This window comes from Mycobacterium hackensackense, assembly GCF_025822555.1.
Classification (GTDB): domain Bacteria; phylum Actinomycetota; class Actinomycetes; order Mycobacteriales; family Mycobacteriaceae; genus Mycobacterium; species Mycobacterium fluoranthenivorans.
The window spans coordinates 461303-477465 of record NZ_JACKUC010000030.1 but is presented as its reverse complement, the minus strand read 5'-3'; the positions used below and the strand labels follow the sequence as shown (position 1 = coordinate 477465).

Here is a 16163-nt window from a genome sequence, read left to right as displayed (position 1 = left end):
GCGGGTTTTACCGCGCTCGCGCTCCCGCCATACCGCATCCTGATCTCGACATTGCGAGAGAAGGTGGCACTCATTGGCCCAATCCATTGCCGCTGCCCCGCGGCTGATCTGGCGCAGCCTGGGCATGCTCCGTGCGGTACGGGGACTCATCGTGATCTCCCTGCTGCTCGGCGTCATCGCCTCGTCCCTGCCGTACGTCTCGGCGGCGGCGTTCGGGCCGATGATGCAGGTGGTCGCCGATGCGGGACAGGGCGGCAACCTGAGCGGGGTGTGGGAGCTGCGGGGGCCGTTGGTAGCCCGCGAGGACGGGTTGCTGCATTCGGTGGCCGGTTCGGTGCCGTTCGCGGTGCTGTTGGCCACCTGGGCGGTATCGCTGGTGCTGACCCAGTTGATGTATTTCGTCAACGGCTGGGTGGGTGCGAAGGTCGAACAGATCCTGGTGGTCGACATTCGGCAGCGGGTGCACGACCACCTGCAGACGCTGTCGATGGATTTCTTCGCCCGCTCACGCACCGGTGAATTGATCCAGCGGGTCACCGCGGAATCCTCGGGTGTACAGAGGTTGTTGACCGGATGTCTCATGCCGCCGCTCATCGACAGCCTCGTGCTGCTGTCGGCCATCGGGTATCTGATGATCATCTGCTGGCAGATGACGGTGGCCTCGCTGGTGCTCACCCCGCTGGCGCTGTTCACGCTCCGGTTCGCGGGTGCGCGCGTCCAGTCGGCGGTGCACCACGAGATGACCGCCGACCGTGCCATGTCCACGGAGCTGGAGCAGACCGTCAGCGGTATCTCCGAAATCCAGATGTTCAATGCACAGCCGTTGCGTAGCAAGCGCTTTCACGAGGTATCCGAGAATGCGGCGAAGGCGGGCGCGTCCTCGGTGGCGTGGATGCAGGCCACTGCCAACGGTTCTCAGATCTTCGTCGCGCTCAGCACGGTGGTGGTGCTGCTCGTCGGGGTGAGTTTCAGCGACGACTTCGGATTGACCTTCGCCGGTCTGCTGGTGTTCGCGGGCATGGTGCCGACGATGTTCGGTGCGGCGCAACGGGTCATGGGTGCGTACACGACCTATAAATCTGTGGCGCCCAACGCGACCTCGACCTACGAACTGCTCGACACCCGCCCGTCGGTGGTGCAGATCCCCGGCGCCACCGCACTCGGGCCGGTACGGGGCAATCTGGTGTTCGATGAGGTCACCTTCGGCTATACGCCCGATCATGCGGTGCTGGACGGACTCTCGTTCACCGTCGCCGACGGGGAGACCGTCGCGCTGGTCGGCGGTATCGGTTCGGGCAAGTCGACCGTGTTCAACCTGATGCTGCGGTTCCTGGATCCACAAGGCGGACGCATCCTGCTCGACGGGCGTGACATCGCGGCCGTCACCGTGGACTCGTTGCGCGAGCAGGTCTCCAAGCTCGCCCAGTTCCCGTTCTTCACCAAGGACACCATCCGGGCCAACCTGAGGCTGGCTCGTCCGGAGGCCAGCGACGCCGAGATCGAGGCGGCCTGTACCCAGGCGGGTATCCATTCCGTCATCACCGACCCGGTGAAGATGTTCGACGGCTACGACACGGTGATCGACGTCCAGGTGCCCTCCGGCGGACAGAAACGGCTCATCGCACTGGCGCGTTGCCTGCTGCGCAGGCCCGAGGTGCTCCTGCTCGACGAGCCGACCGAGAATCTGGACGCCGATCAGCGGGCCCGGCTGACCGGTGTGATCCGGGGTTATGCCCGGGACCGTACCTGCTTGGTGATCAGCCACGATATGGATTTCATCGCCGCCGTCGCCGACCGGATCCTGGTGCTCGAAAACGGCCGGATAGCCCAGTCGGGCGATCACCGTTCGCTGATTGCGCAGGGTGGCCTCTACAAGCGGCTCTACGAGGCGCAGAACGCCGAGGTGGGCTGAAGATCGGCGGTCAGTTAACAGGACCCGAACAGAGGTTGAACGACCGCCGTCACTTGGATCGTCTAAGGTTCTGCTGTGCCTGAGATGGATCGCCGCAAGGTGATGATGATGATGGGCCTCGGCGCTGCTGCAGCCGTGCTGCCCACCCAGACCGCCCACGCAGAGCCGCTTCCCGGTGATCTGGGACCCGTTCCAGGACCCGGTCCGGCGGCCCCGGGTGCGCCTGCACCGGCTGCCGCGGTCGCCGGTCCCACGTTCCTGTTCCAAGACGAATTCAACGGCCCGGCCGGTGCGCCGCCGGATCCGGCCGCGTGGTTCGTCGTGCCGGCTCGCGAGGTCATCAGGAACCCGGTCGAGTGGGACAAGCCCTACAACATGGGCCGCTACGTCACCGACCAGGAGCACGTGTTCCAGGACGGCAAGGGCAACCTCGTCATCCGAGCCACCCGCGGGCCGGGCAACAACATCCAGGAGCGCTACGCCGGCGCCAAGATCATCGGCAACTGGCGTGGCGGGATCGGCACCACGTGGGAGGCCCGGGTCAAGCTGAACTGCCTGACCGACGGCGCCTGGCCCGCGTTCTGGCTGCTGAACGACGATCCGGTGCGTGGCGGTGAGGTGGACCTGGTCGAGTGGTACGGCAACCGGGACTGGCCCTCGGGCACCACGGTGCACGCCCGGCTGGACGGCACCTCGTTCGCCACCGACTCGCACCCGATCGACAGTGGCTGGCACACCTGGCGGATGACCTGGCTACCCACCGGCATGTATTTCTGGAAGGACTACGCACCCGGGATGGAGCCGTACTTCACCGTCCCGGCCAATTCGCTGGACGACTGGCCGTTCAACGACCCCGGATACACGCTGGCCCCGGTGTTCAACATCGCCGTCGGCGGTTCCGGTGGGCGTGAGCCCGGCGGGGGTAACTACCCGGCCGAGATGCTGATCGACTGGATCCGCGTCTTCTGATCTTCACCCGTCACCCGGGCGAGAACCCACAGCGTGCGATGAGCGGGTGTTCGGCACCGACGAGTTGGTCGGTGACGTCGTCATAGGCGGTGATGTGGCCGAAGATGATGTCGTCCGGCGCCGGTTGCCGGCGGACCTGTTCGACGATGGTCACGGCTCGGGTGGACAGGTCGGCTATCTGCCGCAGCGCGTTGACGATATCGGGTTCGCCGCGACGCGCGGCGTACTCGTGAAGTTGATCTGACCATCCTCGATAGGTCGCCAGGCTGGGCCCGGTCGACGTGATCAGCCAGGGGTTGAGCAACTTGTCGTTGTCGGCCACATAGGTGATGGCGATGTCGACGGTGTGGCATTCGTCGGTGTCGGTCCGGCTGATGACCCAGGCCGGCAGCGCCGCGGCACCGATCACGAGCAGTGCCAGAGCCGGTGTGCCCCAGCGCGCGCGCCGCCCGGCCGGCGCGACGGCGGCCGGGGTTGCGGTGACGGTGTCCATGAGGCTCCCCCTCGGTGCCGTCGACGCTCTCCTCCCCGGGAGCCCGCCGGCCACATTGCAAACTGATACCTCAGTCATTTAATTCGACGGTAGGGATCCCGTCAAGATGTGTGGGTCACTGGTGCATCCGGCGGGCGCCGGCGACGATGGCGTCGTGCAGGGCCCGCTCGGGCTCGGACAGGGTGCTGCGCCGGCACACCAGGACGAACTCCAGCTCGCCCAGCTGTGGCAACCGGTCATCATCGACTCGGTGAAGACCTTGGGGCAGAAGGGTTTCGGCATGCGGGACGATCCCGAGTCCGGCCAGCACGGCAGCCTGTAGACCCAGCTGGCTGTCGCTGACGCACGCGATGCGCCAGGTACGTTGCTCGCGCTCCAGTGCCCGCAGTGCCACATGACGAGTCAGGCTCGTCGGGGGATAGGTGACGATGGGGACCGGGTCGCCGACATCGGTCGTACCGGCGCGCCCCGCCCACACCAACCGGTCCTGCCACAGCAGTTCGCCGTGCTGCTCGCCGGGCAGGCGCTTGGCGACCATCATGTCCAACTCCCCGGCAGCCATCCGGATCTTGAGGTTCTCGCTGAGTCCGACGACGAGTTCGAGGTCCACGGCCGGATAGGCGCGCTGGAATTCGACCAGCACGTCCGGCAGGTCTCGGGTGACCAGGTCGTCGGACGCGCCGAGCCGGATGAAACCGGTCAACCGGGATTCGGAGAAGTACCGGTCGGCCTGGGCCTGGGCGTCCAGGATGCTGCGTGCGAAGCCGACCATGGCCGCCCCGTCGGCCGTGAGCGCCAGGTTGCGGGTGTCCCGACGGAACAGCTCGCGGCCGACCGCCTGTTCGAGGCGCGCGATGTGCCCGCTCACGGTCGACTGCCGCAGGCCGAGTACGCGGCCGGCGGCGGTGAACCCGCCCGCGCGTTCGACGGCCAAGAACGTGCGCAACTGTTCCGGATCCAACACATTCATCACGCTACTCGATGCGATTTATCTTGTTAATCGCCTTTCGCAATGAGTCACCCGGCTTCTACGGTGAACCGGTGAGACTTCTGGCCAAACTCCGGATCGACGGATTCCTGCTCGGGTTGTTCGCCGCCATGGCGATCGGGCTGTTGCTGCCCGCAAGCGGTGGTGCCGCCGGCGTACTGGGCTGGGCCACCAAGGTCGCGATCGCGGTGCTGTTCCTGTTGTACGGGACCAGGCTGGAGCCGCGTGAGGCGTTGCAGGGTCTGCGGCATTGGCGTCTGCACACCACTGTCCTGGCCGCGACCTATGTGCTGTTCCCGCTGCTGGGTCTGGCGCTCAAGCTGCTGGTGCCCTCGGTGCTGACCAATGACCTCTACACCGGCGTGCTCTATCTGTGCCTGCTGCCGTCCACCGTGCAGTCGTCGATCGCGTTCACCTCGATAGCCCGCGGCAATGTCGCGGCCGCAGTGGTCAGTGCGTCGGCGTCGAACATGCTGGGGATCTTCATGACCCCGCTGCTGGTGACCCTGCTGATGCAGACCACCGGCGATGCGACGGTGTCGGCGCGGTCGATCCTGGAGATCGTCGTCCAACTTCTGCTGCCGTTCGTCGCCGGACAACTGTTACGGCCCAAACTGCATCGGGTGTTGTCGCACACCACCTTGACCAAGATCGTCGACCGCGGCTCGGTGTACCTGGTGGTGTATGCGGCCTTCAGTGCGGGGATGACCGAACACATCTGGGCCGGTATGACGCTGACCCACCTCCTGGCCGTCGTCGGGGTGTGCGTGGTGCTGCTGGCCGTGGTGCTGGGTGTGACGGCGGGGGCGGCCAGGCTGATGGGCTTCAACCGGGCCGACCGCATCGTGGTGATCTTCTGTGGCTCCAAGAAGAGTCTGGCCACCGGGCTGCCCATGGCGACGGTGCTGTTCGCCGGGCACCCGGTGGGCCTGATCGTGTTGCCGTTGATGATCTTTCACCAGATTCAGCTGATCACCTGCGCGACGCTGGCCGGCCGCTGGGGCCGGGCGGCCGAGGCGGAGTGCCCCGCGGAACAGCACACCGTCGGCGCCCGGTGATCACCGTCCGCTCGGCTTTCAGCCGAGCGGCGGGACCGACCCCCACGAGCCGTACGGGCCGTTCATCACCCCGGTCCTGGGCTGCGGCACATCGAATCCGTCGATGCCCTGCGGTCCCAGGCAACGTGATGTCGACACCGCCACACTGCACGGGTCGTTGATGGCTGCTGCGGCGGCGGTCGGCGCGGTGAGCGAGGCGGCGGCCATACCTGCCGCAGCGATGAACGGGACGGCGATGATCGTGAACCGCATGATGGTTCCTTTCTCCGTGTGGATACTTGACATCCTGTCTACCCGCGCCGGGCTGGCACGGAAACGCCCTCATAGACAATGCATATGAAGGCAGTCGGCCGTTTTCGACACGAGCCGATCGGCAGGACGGACTACTATTCGCCGATGACCAAAGAGCCGAAAAAGGGCAAGGCGGAGAAGAAGGCCAAGAAGCGCGACTCCGCCGGCAAACTGTCCAACCGTGTGTATGAAGCTGAGTTATTCCGTCTCCAAACCGAATTCGTCAAACTCCAGGAGTGGGTGAAACACACCGGGGCGCGCGTCGTGGTGGTGTTCGAAGGACGTGACGCCGCGGGTAAGGGCGGAACCATCAAGCGGATCACCGAATACATGAGCCCGCGCATCGCGCGGATCGAGGCACTGCCCGCTCCGAGCGACCGCGAGCGCGGCCAGTGGTACTACCAGCGCTATATTTCGCAGCTGCCCGCCAAAGGCGAGATCGTGCTGTTCGACCGGTCCTGGTACAACCGCGCGGGCGTCGAGAAGGTGATGGGTTTCTGCACCCCGGAGGAACACGCCCTGTTCCTGCACCAGACTCCCCGGTTCGAGCAGATGCTGATCGAGGACGGCATCCTGCTACGCAAGTACTGGTTCTCGGTGTCCGACGAGGAGCAGCTGCGCCGGTTCCGGTCGCGCTTGAATGACCCTGTGCGCCAATGGAAGCTGTCGCCGATGGATATGGAGTCGGTGTACCGGTGGGAGGACTACTCGCGCGCCAAGGACGAGATGATGGTGCACACCGACACCGCGCTGAGCCCATGGTTCGTGGTGGAGTCCGATATCAAGAAGCACGCGCGACTGAACATGATGAGCCATCTGCTCTCGACCATCGACTATCACGACGTGGAGAAGCCGGAGGTCACTCTGCGTGAGCGGCCCGCCGTCAGCGGCGGCTACCAGCGGCCACCCCGGGAATCGTCGACGTACGTCGACAATTTCGTGGCGACGCTGCTGGGGGATGTGGAGTAGCCGGCGCGGCTAACTGATTCCGATACGAATGTTCTTGACCCGGGTGAACTCCTGGAAGCCTTCGAGGCCGCCGGTTCTGCCGAAGCCGCTCTGTTTGAAACCCCCGTAGGGACCCTGCGGTGACACCTGGCTGAACTGGTTCACCCAGACGGACCCGGCCTCCAGCCGCCGTGACACGGTATGCGCCCGGGTGAGGTCGCGGGTGTGCACGAACGCGTTCAGGCCGTACTGCGTGTCGTTCGCGATCCGCACCGCCTCGTCGACGTCGGTGAACCGCATCAGCGAGACGACGGGCCCGAACGTCTCGTCCTGGGCCAGCGCGGACTGATTGTCGACGTTTCCCAGCACGGTGGGTGCGACGTAGAAGCCCTCGGCCAGGGGGCCTTCGGCGATGCGGTGTCCGCCGGTCAGCAGGTCACCGCCCTCGTCGACGGCCCGATCGACGATCGTGAGGATGCGATCGAGAGATGCCGACGAGATGACCGGGCCGAGTCTGACCGACGGGTCGGTGGGGTCTCCGACACGTGCGGTGGACACGATGGCCAGAAAGCGCTCGACGAACTCGTCGTAGATCGCATCCTGGACCAGGATGCGGCTGGCGCAGGCGCAGCTCTGCCCGGACTGCATCAGCGGGCCCTGGTGTGCGGACAGCGTGGCAGCCTGGTCGAGGTCGGCATCGGCGAAGATGATGTTGGCGGACTTCCCGCCGAGTTCGGTGACCACCGGAATCAGATTCTCTGCGGCGGCCCTCAACACCTTGCGCGCGGTGACGCCACCGCCGGTGAAGTGGATCTTGCCGATACCGGGGTGCCGGACCAGCGCCGCACCGCCCACCGGTCCGGCGGGCACGATATTGACCAGTCCGGGGGGTAGGCCTGCCGTCAGGCACAATTCGCCGAAACGCAGTGCGGCCAAGGGTGCCAACTCCGACGGTTTGAACACCACCGCGTTCCCGGCCGCCAATGCCGGCGCCACACAGGATGCCGCCACCGCCAGCGACCCGTTCCACGGCGCGATGACGCCGACGACGCCGTAGGGTTCGCGCTCGATCAGGTTGAGGTCGAACGAGCCGTTCACCGGGGAGCTGAATCCGTGCGGCTTGTCGGCATAGCCGGCGAAATGCCGAAGGAACCACTCGAGCATGCGCGCGGTGCCGGCATAGGAGATCGGCACGGCGTAGTCCTGCACATTGAGTGCGGCGAGTTCGTCCAGGTGTTCGTGCACGACATCGGCCAGGTCGATCAGCGCGTCCCGGCGACGGTCGACGGTCAGCGCCATCCACGCACGCTGTGCCTGTCGTGCGGCGTCGACCGCCTGGTCGATCTCGTCCCCTCCCGCCAGTGCCACGGTGGCATTCGGCGCCCCGGTGGCCGGATAGATGTGCTCGTGCAGATTCTCCGAGGTCGCGGTGACACGATCACCTCCGATGAGAAGCCCGACGGGCCCGGCGGCGGTCATGACCCTGACACGGTTTCGGCGGACCACTCCGCAGCCACCCGCGCCTTCTGCTCACCGATCACCTGGTTCAGGTGCGACCCCTTGGGCCATCCGTAATGGGCGGCGAAATGCAGTGCCAGTTCGTCCATCTCGTCGAACGAGATCTCCCGGCTCTTGAGCGCCGCGTAGACATGGCTCAAGATCGGGTACGGCGCGTCCTGGAAGGCGACGCACGCCACGGTGATCAGCCGGCGTTCCTTCATGCCGAGGCCCGGCCTCAGCCACATCTCACCGAAGACGAAGTTGAGGATTCCGGCGCCCTGGTAAGGGTTGTCCCGGGCCGGGGAGTAGGGCAGGCAGTTGATCGCCTTGAACGACTCTTCGCCGACCGCGAGTCGCTGCTCGGGATCGCTCGGGGTGGTCAGCGGTAACAGCGGTTCGGGAGCCGGGATCTCCTGCCCGCGGTCGCGGTGGATTCGGGCCCACTGTTCCTCGACGATCATGTTGAAGCGCGACGCTTTCGGCCAGCCGGCGTAGACCGCGAAATGTAGGACCGTTTCCTGCATTTCGACGATCGATACATCGCCGCTGTTGAGGGCTGCGTAGACGTGGTCGCGAAGCGGACCCTCCGCGTCGGCGGCCGCCACGCAGGGCAGCGTGACGAAGCGCCGGTCGCGCCGGCTGAGCACGGGCCGTTGCCACACCTCGCCGAACACGAAGTCGAGCAGACTCGCCTCGGCGGGGGCCTCGATGTCGGGCGCCGGAAAGGTCATGATCTCCGCGAAGGCGCGCCGTCCGCGTTGCAGTCTGTCGGAATCAACGGTGGTCATATCGCTCCCTTGTGCGGTTCGCTCAACGCAGGGTGACCCCGGCGTCGACCTTGAGTTCCAGCCCGGTGACGTAGCGGGACTCGTCCGAGACGAGGTACAGCACGGCATTGCTGATGTCGACGGCCTCGGCCATCACGATGGGCAGCGCGTTCTGGAAGATCGGCCCGAGATCCTGGCGGGTGTCGTGCAGCAGGGTGTGCAGCGAATCCGGGCGCATACCCGTCGGCACACCGGTCGGATGCACGGTGTTGACCCGGATGTGGGAGGCGGCCAGCTCATTGGCCAGGGCGCGGCTCAGCCCGACCACGCCGTGCTTGGAGGCCGTGTAGGGCGTGTGCAGTGGTGAACCCTTCAGTCCGGCAACCGAACTGATGTTGATCAGACTGCCACCGCGGTCCACCAGATGCGGGATCGCGGCGCGGCAGGTGTTCCACGTGCCGATCAGGTTGATGTCGACGACGGTGCGCCACTGCGCGGAGGTGGTGGTGGACCATGTTCCGGCGGTCAGCACCCCGGCGTTGGCCACGGATGCATCGAGGCCGCCCAGCTGGTTCACGCCGTCGTCGACGGCGGCCGTGAGCGCGTCGGCGTCGCGCACGTCGACGACGTGTGCGACCGCGACCCGACCGTGTTCCCGCACCAGCCGGGCGGTCTCCTCGAGGTCCTCCTCGGCGGACAGCGGATATTCGACCTCCGGTAGTGACCGGCAGATGTCGATCAGGATCAGGTCGGCGCCCTCTTCGGCGAGGCGCACCGCATGGCTTCGGCCCATTCCGCGGGCGGCGCCGGTCACCAGGACCCGCTTGCCCGCAACGCGCCCGCTCACAGCTTGTTGCAGAAGCCGGCGTCGACGGGGAAGGCGACCCCGGTGACGTACTTGGCGGAGTCGGAGACCAGATAGAGGATCGCCGAACTGATATCACCTGGCTCGAGAAGTCCGACCGGCATCGGGTTCTGCAGATGTGGACCGCCGCCGGGGTAGTTCTCCAGGAACGCCGTCATCGCCGGGTTGACCGCCATCATGGTGTTCACCGCCGTCGGGTGCACGGTGTTGACTCGGATACTGTGGGGTGCAAGAGCATTGGACAACGTGCGCATCAAGCCGACGATGCCGTGCTTGGACGCTGCGTAGCCGAGGCCGCCGCCCTGCATGCCCCCGAACCCCTTCAGGCCGGCGGTCGAGCTGGTGAACACGATCGAGCCACCACGCTCTCCTGCGATCAGGTGCGGGATGGCCGCCTTGGCGGTGTGGAAGGAGCCGACGAGGTTGACGTCGACGACGTCGGTCCACATCTGCAGATCTTCCTCGATGGTCAACTCCCGGAACGCCATTGCCGCGATGCCCGCGTTGGCGCACACGATGTCCAGGCGTCCGAACTGTTCGACTCCGGAGTCCAGTGCGGACCGTAGGGCGGCGAAGTCCCGCACGTCGGCCACGGTGGCGAGCATCTTGCCCCCGGCGGCCTCCACGAGAGCGACGGTCGCGTCGAGCTCGGCCCGGCTCGCCATCGGGTACCCGTTCGAGGCGATGTCGGCGCAGATGTCGATACCGATGATGGCCGCCCCCTCCTCGGCCAGCCGCACAGCGTGACTGCGGCCCTGCCCTCGCGCGACACCGGTGATGAAGGCGACTTTGCCGTCCAGGGAACCCATGGGACCTCGCTCGATTGCGCCGCAGAAGCGGCTGCCAGAAGATGTGTAACCGTGTTACTCAAGTTAGAGTAACCGAGTTACCAACTGGGGGGCAAGGGAAATGACGAAACCGGCCGATGGCGTTTCGGCGCCGGATCGACGCGGCGACCGGCTGCTTGACGTCGTGGTCGAGATGCTGGCGGCCGAGGGCTACGACGCCGTTCAACTGCGCGAGGTCGCCCGCCGGGCGCGGACCTCGCTCGCGACGATCTACAAGCGGTACCCCACCCGGGAGGATCTCATCCTGGCCGCGCTGGAGTCCTGGGTGCAGCAGAACCGCTATTCGGGCGTCGCCGTGCAACCCCGCGAGCCGGGCGCTTCGCTCTACGACGCGTTGATGGACCTTTTCCGGTTGATTTTCGAGCCCTGGGAGCGGCATCCGGAAATGCTCACGGCCTACTTCCGGGTCCGCTCTTCTGCGAACGGCCAGGCGCTGTTTCGCTTCGGCCTCGATATCGTGGCCCCGGCCGGCCGGGAGATCCTGGCCGGGGTCGACGACGCATTCGTCAACGACCTCGAATCGATCGTCTCCAGCGTCATCTACGGACTGCTGGGCCGGCACTCGGCGGGCGAGATCAGCGTGACCGACATCCTGCCGATTCTCGACCGCACGGTGTACTGGCTGGTCCGCGGGTACGAGGGGCACTGATCTCCGGATCAGAGCTGCGCGTAGACCGTCTTGGTCTTGAGGAAGCTCTCGATACCGTCGCGGCCCCACTCGTGGCCCCAGCCGGACTGCTTGTAACCGCCGAAGGGCATCGAATGGTCGAATACCATCTGGCAGTTCAACGTGACGGTGCCCGCCTCCAGCCGCTTGGCCAGCCGGTGTGCCCGGCTGATGTCCTTGGTCCAGGCGGTCGCGGCCAGGCCGTACTCCGAATCGTTGGCCAGGGCCACCACCTCGTCGTCCTCGTCGAACGGCAGGATGGCGACCACCGGTCCGAAGATCTCCTGCTGGTACAGCCGCGCCGTGGGAGCGACATCGGTGAGAACCGTTGGGTGCACGAAGAATCCGGGGCGTTCCAACCGCTTACCGCCGGTGACCACCTCGACCCCGTCGCGGCGACCTTCGTCGATGAAGCCCATCACCCGGTTGAGTTGCTTGGCGCTGATGATGGGGCCGATCAGGACATCGTCCTCGGTCGGTGCGCCGAGCTTCACCGAGTTCGCCATATTGGTGACGCCTTCGACCACCTTCTCGTACACGCTGCGCTGGGCGAAGATCCGGGATCCGCTGATGCAGCCCTGCCCGGAGTGGATGAAGATCCCCATCGCGGCCATCATGATGGCGGTGTCGATATCGGCGTCATCGTAGATCAGCACCGGTGACTTGCCGCCCAGTTCCAGCGCGACCCGCTTGAGGTTGCCGCTGGATGCCGCGATGATCTGCTTTCCCACCTCGGTGGAGCCGGTGAACGCGACCTTGTCGACACCGGGATGCGCGGTGATCGCCGCGCCCACCGTGTGGCCGTATCCGGTGACGAGGTTGACCACCCCGTCCGGCACGCCGGCCTCGGCGAGGATCCGTTCCAGCAGCAGGGCCGAAAGCGGCGTCTCCTCAGCGGGTTTGACCACGCAGCTACACCCTGCGGCCAGTGCCGGCGCGAGCTTGGTACAGGCGTTGAACACCGGCCCGTTCCACGGGAAGATCAGCCCCACCACGCCGTAGGGCTCTTTGAGCGTGTAGGCGTGCATGGTGGTGAAAGCGCCTGTGATTCCGCCGGTCTGCTGCACATCGTGGGCGATGCCGTTGAGCTTGGTGCACCAGCCCGCGTAGTAGCGGAACGACTCGGCGCATGTCGACATGATCATGAATGCCTGCAGGTACGGCATCCCGGTGTTCAGCGAATCGATCTGGGCGAGCTCGCCGGCGTGCTGGTCGATCAGATCGGCCACCCGCCACAGCACCTTGGCCCGCTCGTTGCCCGGCAGGGCACTCCACACGCCGGAGGTGAAGCTCTCCCGCGCCTGGGCCACCGCCGTGTCGACGGCTTCGGCGCCGCCGTCCCGGAACTCGGCGATCACCTCTTCGGTGGCGGGGTTGATGATCGGGATGACGTCACCGGTCCCGGAGCGGTCCCGGATGTCGTCGAGGACGGATTGCACACTCACTTGCCGGCCTCCGTGAACTCGATATGCAGCTCGGTCAGGCCGCGCAGCAGGAATGTCGGTTCGTAGCCGTAATTGCGGTGACCCGGGGCACCGTGCTTGGCCTCGCTGATCCGGATATCGCTCATCCGGTCCAAGAGCCGGTTGATGGTGACCCGGCCCTCGACCCGGGCCAGCGGGGCACCGGCGCAGGTGTGGATCCCGCGGCCGAAGGTGATGTGCTCGCGCACATTCTTGCGGTCGACGCGGAACTCGTCGGGATTTTCGAACTTGCGGGGATCGCGGTTCGCGGCGCCCAGGCACAGCATCAGCACGGTGCCGGCCTTGATCGGCACGCCGCCGAGGGTGGTGGTCTTGCGGGCCAGCCGGAAGTCCACCTTGGTGGGGCTTTCCAGGCGCAGTGCCTCCTCGATGAACGGTGCGATCAGGTCGCGGTCGGCGCGCAGCCGCTCCTGCAGTACCGGCTGATCGCCGAGTACCCGCACGGCCGAACTGAGCAGCTTGGTGACCGTCTCCTGGCCGGCGGCGAACAGGAAGGTCGCCGGGCGGACCACCTCCAGCAGCGGCGGGACGGACCCGTCGGGATAGGTGGCGGTCGCCAGACCGGTCAGCACGTCCTCGCGCGGGCTCTCGCGCCGCTCGGTGATGTACTTGCTGAACAGGTCGTCGAGGTACTGCAGCGGATTCGATCCCACCGGCTCATGGTCCAGGGCGCCCACCCGTGAGCCCGGCGCGTTACCGGCGCCGAGGTTGCGCCGGATCTCCGGACGATCCTCGTCGGGAACGCCCAGCAGGTCGGCGATGGCCAGGGTGGCGAACGGCTTGCCGTACTCGCCGAGGAACTCGCAGTGGCCGTTCGCGATGAACTCGTCGAACTGCCGGTCTGCCAGGCTCCAGATGTAGTCCTCGTTCTCCTGCAGACGGCGCGGTGTCAGCAACCGACCCAGCAGGGAGCGCGCCTTCTCGTGCTCCGGCGGATCCATCACCACCATGTGCTCGAAGATCGGGAACTCGTGCCGGTGCGCCTCGATCAGCTCGGTGATGTCATCGCCTTCTGGCGTGAACGGCAGTGGCGGGAACGGGCCACCGATGGCGTTGACCGCAGAGAACGAATCGACGTCCTTGAAGGCCGCCTGGACTTCCTGGTACCCGGTCACCGCGACCACGCCGTAGTGCGGCTCGCGCACCACCGGGCCTTGACCGCGCAGGTGGTCCCAGTACGCGTACGGATCCTGGGCGATCTCGGCGTTGGTGAAGTAGTCGATGTCGGCGAGGTCGGTCATGGTGTGGGCTGCTTTCCTGAACTTCAGCTGCTGACGATCCAGCTGATGGCTTGACGGGGACATGCGGCGATAGCGGCTTCGGCACTGTCCCAGTGCGATTGGCCGATCTCGGGTGTACAGGTGGCGACGTCGTCGCCGAGGTCGAAGATCTCCGGGTCCAGATCGATACAGAGGGCGTGTGCTTCGCACAGCTTCGGATCGATCCGAAGCCTGCGGTGCGCGGCCGTGCTGGCCTCCGTTGACAGGGGCTGCATGTCCGCGCCTCCTCGCTGCCGTCGACCCCGAGGTCGAAAGAAACTGATCGAATGATCAAACTGTTAGACTGCCGTATGCCTATCACGGACCGCGATGACCGGTCAAGCATGTCGAGACCGGTTCGTTGATGGCCGCTGGGCGCAAATCCAAGGCCGATGACGGCGGTGCCCGGCAGCGCCTCATCGAGGCCGCGGTGCAGATCATGCACGATGAGGGGTACGCCGCTGCCACCTCGCGGCGGGTCGCCGCCAAAGCCGGCGTCAAGCAGGCGCTGGTCTACTACTACTTCCCGACGATGGACGACCTGTTCGTGGAGGCCCTGCGTGCCGGCGGCGAAGTGGCCCTGGAGCGGCTGCGTGGTGTGCTGCTCGAAGACGACCCGCTACGTGCGTTGTGGCGGATCAACAGCGACCCCAGACAGACGGTGCTGAGTACCGAATTCATGGCATTGGCCAACCACCGCAAGGCTGTTGGTACGGAACTCAAGGCGTACTCGGAGCGGGTACGCGATATCGAGACCGCGGCGGTGACGCTGGTGCTGCGTGCCAACGGGGTGGACCTGAACGAATACCCACCAGTCGTGATCTCGATGATCGTCGCCCAGATCGCGCGCAGCGTGGGTAATGAATGCGCCGTGGGTGTGACTCGCGGTCATGAGGAACTGCGCGCGTTCATCGACCGGCAGATCGAACTCCTGTCCAAGCCTTCCGAAGTCGTGCGCGACTGATCGGCCGCCGGAGCCGCGCGGCGCCCGCCCGTTCGGCCGTGGTGGCCGCACCTTCGCATCTCGATATTGACAGTGCGCCACGTCCATGTCATCGTTCCTGATCGATCGACAAAATTTTAGTCGATGAGCCGGACCGCCCCTTCCGTGGCGGCGGCACAATCAGACAGTGAGGGTGGACTCATGGCGGGACGGGTAGAAGGCAAGGTCGCATTCATCACCGGCGCGGCACGTGGCCAGGGGCGCAGTCACGCGCTGCGGCTGGCCGAAGAGGGTGCCGACATCATCGCCGTCGACATCTGCGGTCCGGTGAGTAGCAACCCGCAGATCGAACCCGCCACGCCGGACGATCTTGCCGAGACGGCGGACCTGGTCAAACGGCTCAATCGGCGCATCGTCACCGCCGAGGTCGACGTGCGCGACTACGAGGCGGTGAAGGCCGCCGTGGACAGCGGTGTCGAGCAGCTGGGCCGACTCGACGTGATCTGCGCCAACGCCGGTATCGGCAACGGCGGCCAGACGCTGGACCAGACCAGCGAGGCCGACTGGAACGATATGATCGACGTGAACCTGTCCGGCGTGTGGAAATCCGTCAAAGCCGCAGTCCCGCATCTCATCTCGGGAGGGCGGGGCGGATCGATCATCCTGACCAGTTCGGTGGGTGGCCTGAAGGCCTATCCGCACACCGGCCACTACATCGCCGCCAAACACGGTGTGGTCGGTCTGATGCGGACCTTCGCCGTGGAGCTGGGTCACCACTCGATCCGGGTGAACTCGGTGCACCCGACGAATGTGAACACCCCGTTGTTCATGAACGAGGGAACCATGAAGCTGTTCCGCCCGGACCTTGAGAACCCGGGCCCCGAAGACCTGAAGGTTGCCGCACAGTTCATGCACGTGCTCCCGGTCGGCTGGGTCGAACCGGTGGACATCAGCAATGCGGTGCTGTTCCTGGCATCGGATGAATCGCGTTACGTGACAGGACTTCCGATGACCGTCGACGCTGGCAGCATGCTCAAGTAGCAGCTGCCGTCCGCAATCGCGCCGACTTGGCGGAATTCAACTGAATAGGAATCACACCAACGGCAACGGAGCCAAATCCTATGGCGAGTAACAATTCCCGTGTCAACCCTCTGTTCGCATCAACCGCCAA

The 16163-nt window shown here is 65.9% G+C and carries 17 protein-coding genes; 7 read left to right on the top strand and 10 right to left on the bottom strand.

Annotation, left to right across the window (positions count from 1 at the left end):
- Nucleotides 1–73: 73 nt before the first annotated feature.
- Entirely contained in the window at nt 74–1912 is a 1839-nt protein-coding gene (locus H7J86_RS11750) for an ABC transporter ATP-binding protein (RefSeq protein ID WP_267291114.1), read from the top strand.
- Between the two features lie 84 nt (nt 1913–1996).
- Entirely contained in the window at nt 1997–2881 is an 885-nt protein-coding gene (locus H7J86_RS11745) for a glycoside hydrolase family 16 protein (protein WP_170847293.1), read from the top strand.
- A 10-nt stretch (nt 2882–2891) separates the two neighbouring features.
- On the opposite strand, the gene H7J86_RS11740 is transcribed toward H7J86_RS11745, so the two are convergent.
- Nucleotides 2892–3374 (bottom strand): hypothetical protein, encoded by a 483-nt coding sequence (locus tag H7J86_RS11740; protein ID WP_267291112.1) that lies wholly within the window; start codon nt 3372–3374, stop codon nt 2892–2894.
- Between the two features lie 115 nt (nt 3375–3489).
- Nucleotides 3490–4344, bottom strand: coding sequence for a LysR substrate-binding domain-containing protein (locus tag H7J86_RS11735; protein WP_267291110.1), 855 nt, complete (start codon nt 4342–4344; stop codon nt 3490–3492).
- 71 nt (nt 4345–4415) lie between these two features.
- On the opposite strand from H7J86_RS11735, the gene H7J86_RS11730 reads away from it, so the two are divergent.
- Nucleotides 4416–5420 carry a bile acid:sodium symporter family protein gene (locus H7J86_RS11730; protein ID WP_090358997.1) on the top strand — a complete coding sequence of 335 codons (1005 nt, stop codon included), beginning with the start codon at nt 4416–4418 and terminating at the stop codon, nt 5418–5420.
- 18 nt (nt 5421–5438) lie between these two features.
- On the opposite strand, the gene H7J86_RS11725 is transcribed toward H7J86_RS11730, so the two are convergent.
- Nucleotides 5439–5672, bottom strand: coding sequence for a hypothetical protein (locus H7J86_RS11725; RefSeq protein WP_139169979.1), 234 nt, complete (start codon nt 5670–5672; stop codon nt 5439–5441).
- Between the two features lie 144 nt (nt 5673–5816).
- On the opposite strand from H7J86_RS11725, the gene ppk2 reads away from it, so the two are divergent.
- Nucleotides 5817–6680 (top strand): polyphosphate kinase 2, encoded by an 864-nt coding sequence (gene ppk2, locus H7J86_RS11720; RefSeq protein WP_090358544.1) that lies wholly within the window; start codon nt 5817–5819, stop codon nt 6678–6680.
- Between the two features lie 9 nt (nt 6681–6689).
- Here the strand turns inward: ppk2 and H7J86_RS11715 are convergent, their stop codons facing one another.
- The 4 genes from H7J86_RS11715 to H7J86_RS11700 are packed head-to-tail and all read right to left on the bottom strand — an operon-like array spanning nt 6690 to nt 10600.
- Nucleotides 6690–8138 carry an aldehyde dehydrogenase family protein gene (locus tag H7J86_RS11715; RefSeq protein ID WP_267291108.1) on the bottom strand — a complete coding sequence of 483 codons (1449 nt, stop codon included), beginning with the start codon at nt 8136–8138 and terminating at the stop codon, nt 6690–6692.
- Entirely contained in the window at nt 8135–8947 is an 813-nt protein-coding gene (locus tag H7J86_RS11710; RefSeq protein ID WP_090358547.1) for a carboxymuconolactone decarboxylase family protein, read from the bottom strand. The genes H7J86_RS11715 and H7J86_RS11710 overlap by 4 nt, the downstream gene beginning before the upstream one ends.
- Nucleotides 8948–8969: 22 nt before the next feature.
- Nucleotides 8970–9773, bottom strand: coding sequence for a mycofactocin-coupled SDR family oxidoreductase (locus H7J86_RS11705; protein ID WP_267291106.1), 804 nt, complete (start codon nt 9771–9773; stop codon nt 8970–8972).
- Complete coding sequence (locus H7J86_RS11700) at nt 9770–10600, bottom strand: mycofactocin-coupled SDR family oxidoreductase (RefSeq protein WP_267291104.1); 831 nt, start codon at nt 10598–10600, stop codon at nt 9770–9772. The genes H7J86_RS11705 and H7J86_RS11700 overlap by 4 nt, the downstream gene beginning before the upstream one ends.
- A 100-nt stretch (nt 10601–10700) precedes the next feature.
- Here H7J86_RS11700 and H7J86_RS11695 point away from each other — a divergent pair, with 100 nt between their 5' ends.
- On the top strand, nt 10701–11288 hold the full coding sequence (locus H7J86_RS11695) for a TetR/AcrR family transcriptional regulator (RefSeq protein WP_267291102.1): 588 nt from the start codon (nt 10701–10703) through the stop codon (nt 11286–11288).
- Between the two features lie 8 nt (nt 11289–11296).
- Here the strand turns inward: H7J86_RS11695 and H7J86_RS11690 are convergent, their stop codons facing one another.
- The 3 genes from H7J86_RS11690 to H7J86_RS11680 are packed head-to-tail and all read right to left on the bottom strand — an operon-like array spanning nt 11297 to nt 14285.
- Nucleotides 11297–12751, bottom strand: a complete 1455-nt coding sequence (locus H7J86_RS11690; protein ID WP_187098049.1) for an aldehyde dehydrogenase family protein — start codon at nt 12749–12751, stop codon at nt 11297–11299.
- Nucleotides 12748–14031 carry a cytochrome P450 gene (locus H7J86_RS11685; protein WP_267291100.1) on the bottom strand — a complete coding sequence of 428 codons (1284 nt, stop codon included), beginning with the start codon at nt 14029–14031 and terminating at the stop codon, nt 12748–12750. The genes H7J86_RS11690 and H7J86_RS11685 overlap by 4 nt, the downstream gene beginning before the upstream one ends.
- A 23-nt stretch (nt 14032–14054) precedes the next feature.
- On the bottom strand, nt 14055–14285 hold the full coding sequence (locus H7J86_RS11680; RefSeq protein WP_267291098.1) for a ferredoxin: 231 nt from the start codon (nt 14283–14285) through the stop codon (nt 14055–14057).
- A gap of 128 nt (nt 14286–14413) precedes the next feature.
- Here H7J86_RS11680 and H7J86_RS11675 point away from each other — a divergent pair, with 128 nt between their 5' ends.
- Both H7J86_RS11675 and H7J86_RS11670 read left to right on the top strand, forming a co-directional pair.
- On the top strand, nt 14414–15013 hold the full coding sequence (locus H7J86_RS11675; RefSeq protein ID WP_372517258.1) for a TetR/AcrR family transcriptional regulator: 600 nt from the start codon (nt 14414–14416) through the stop codon (nt 15011–15013).
- Between the two features lie 180 nt (nt 15014–15193).
- Entirely contained in the window at nt 15194–16033 is an 840-nt protein-coding gene (locus H7J86_RS11670; RefSeq protein ID WP_090358998.1) for a mycofactocin-coupled SDR family oxidoreductase, read from the top strand.
- Nucleotides 16034–16163 lie beyond the last annotated feature (130 nt).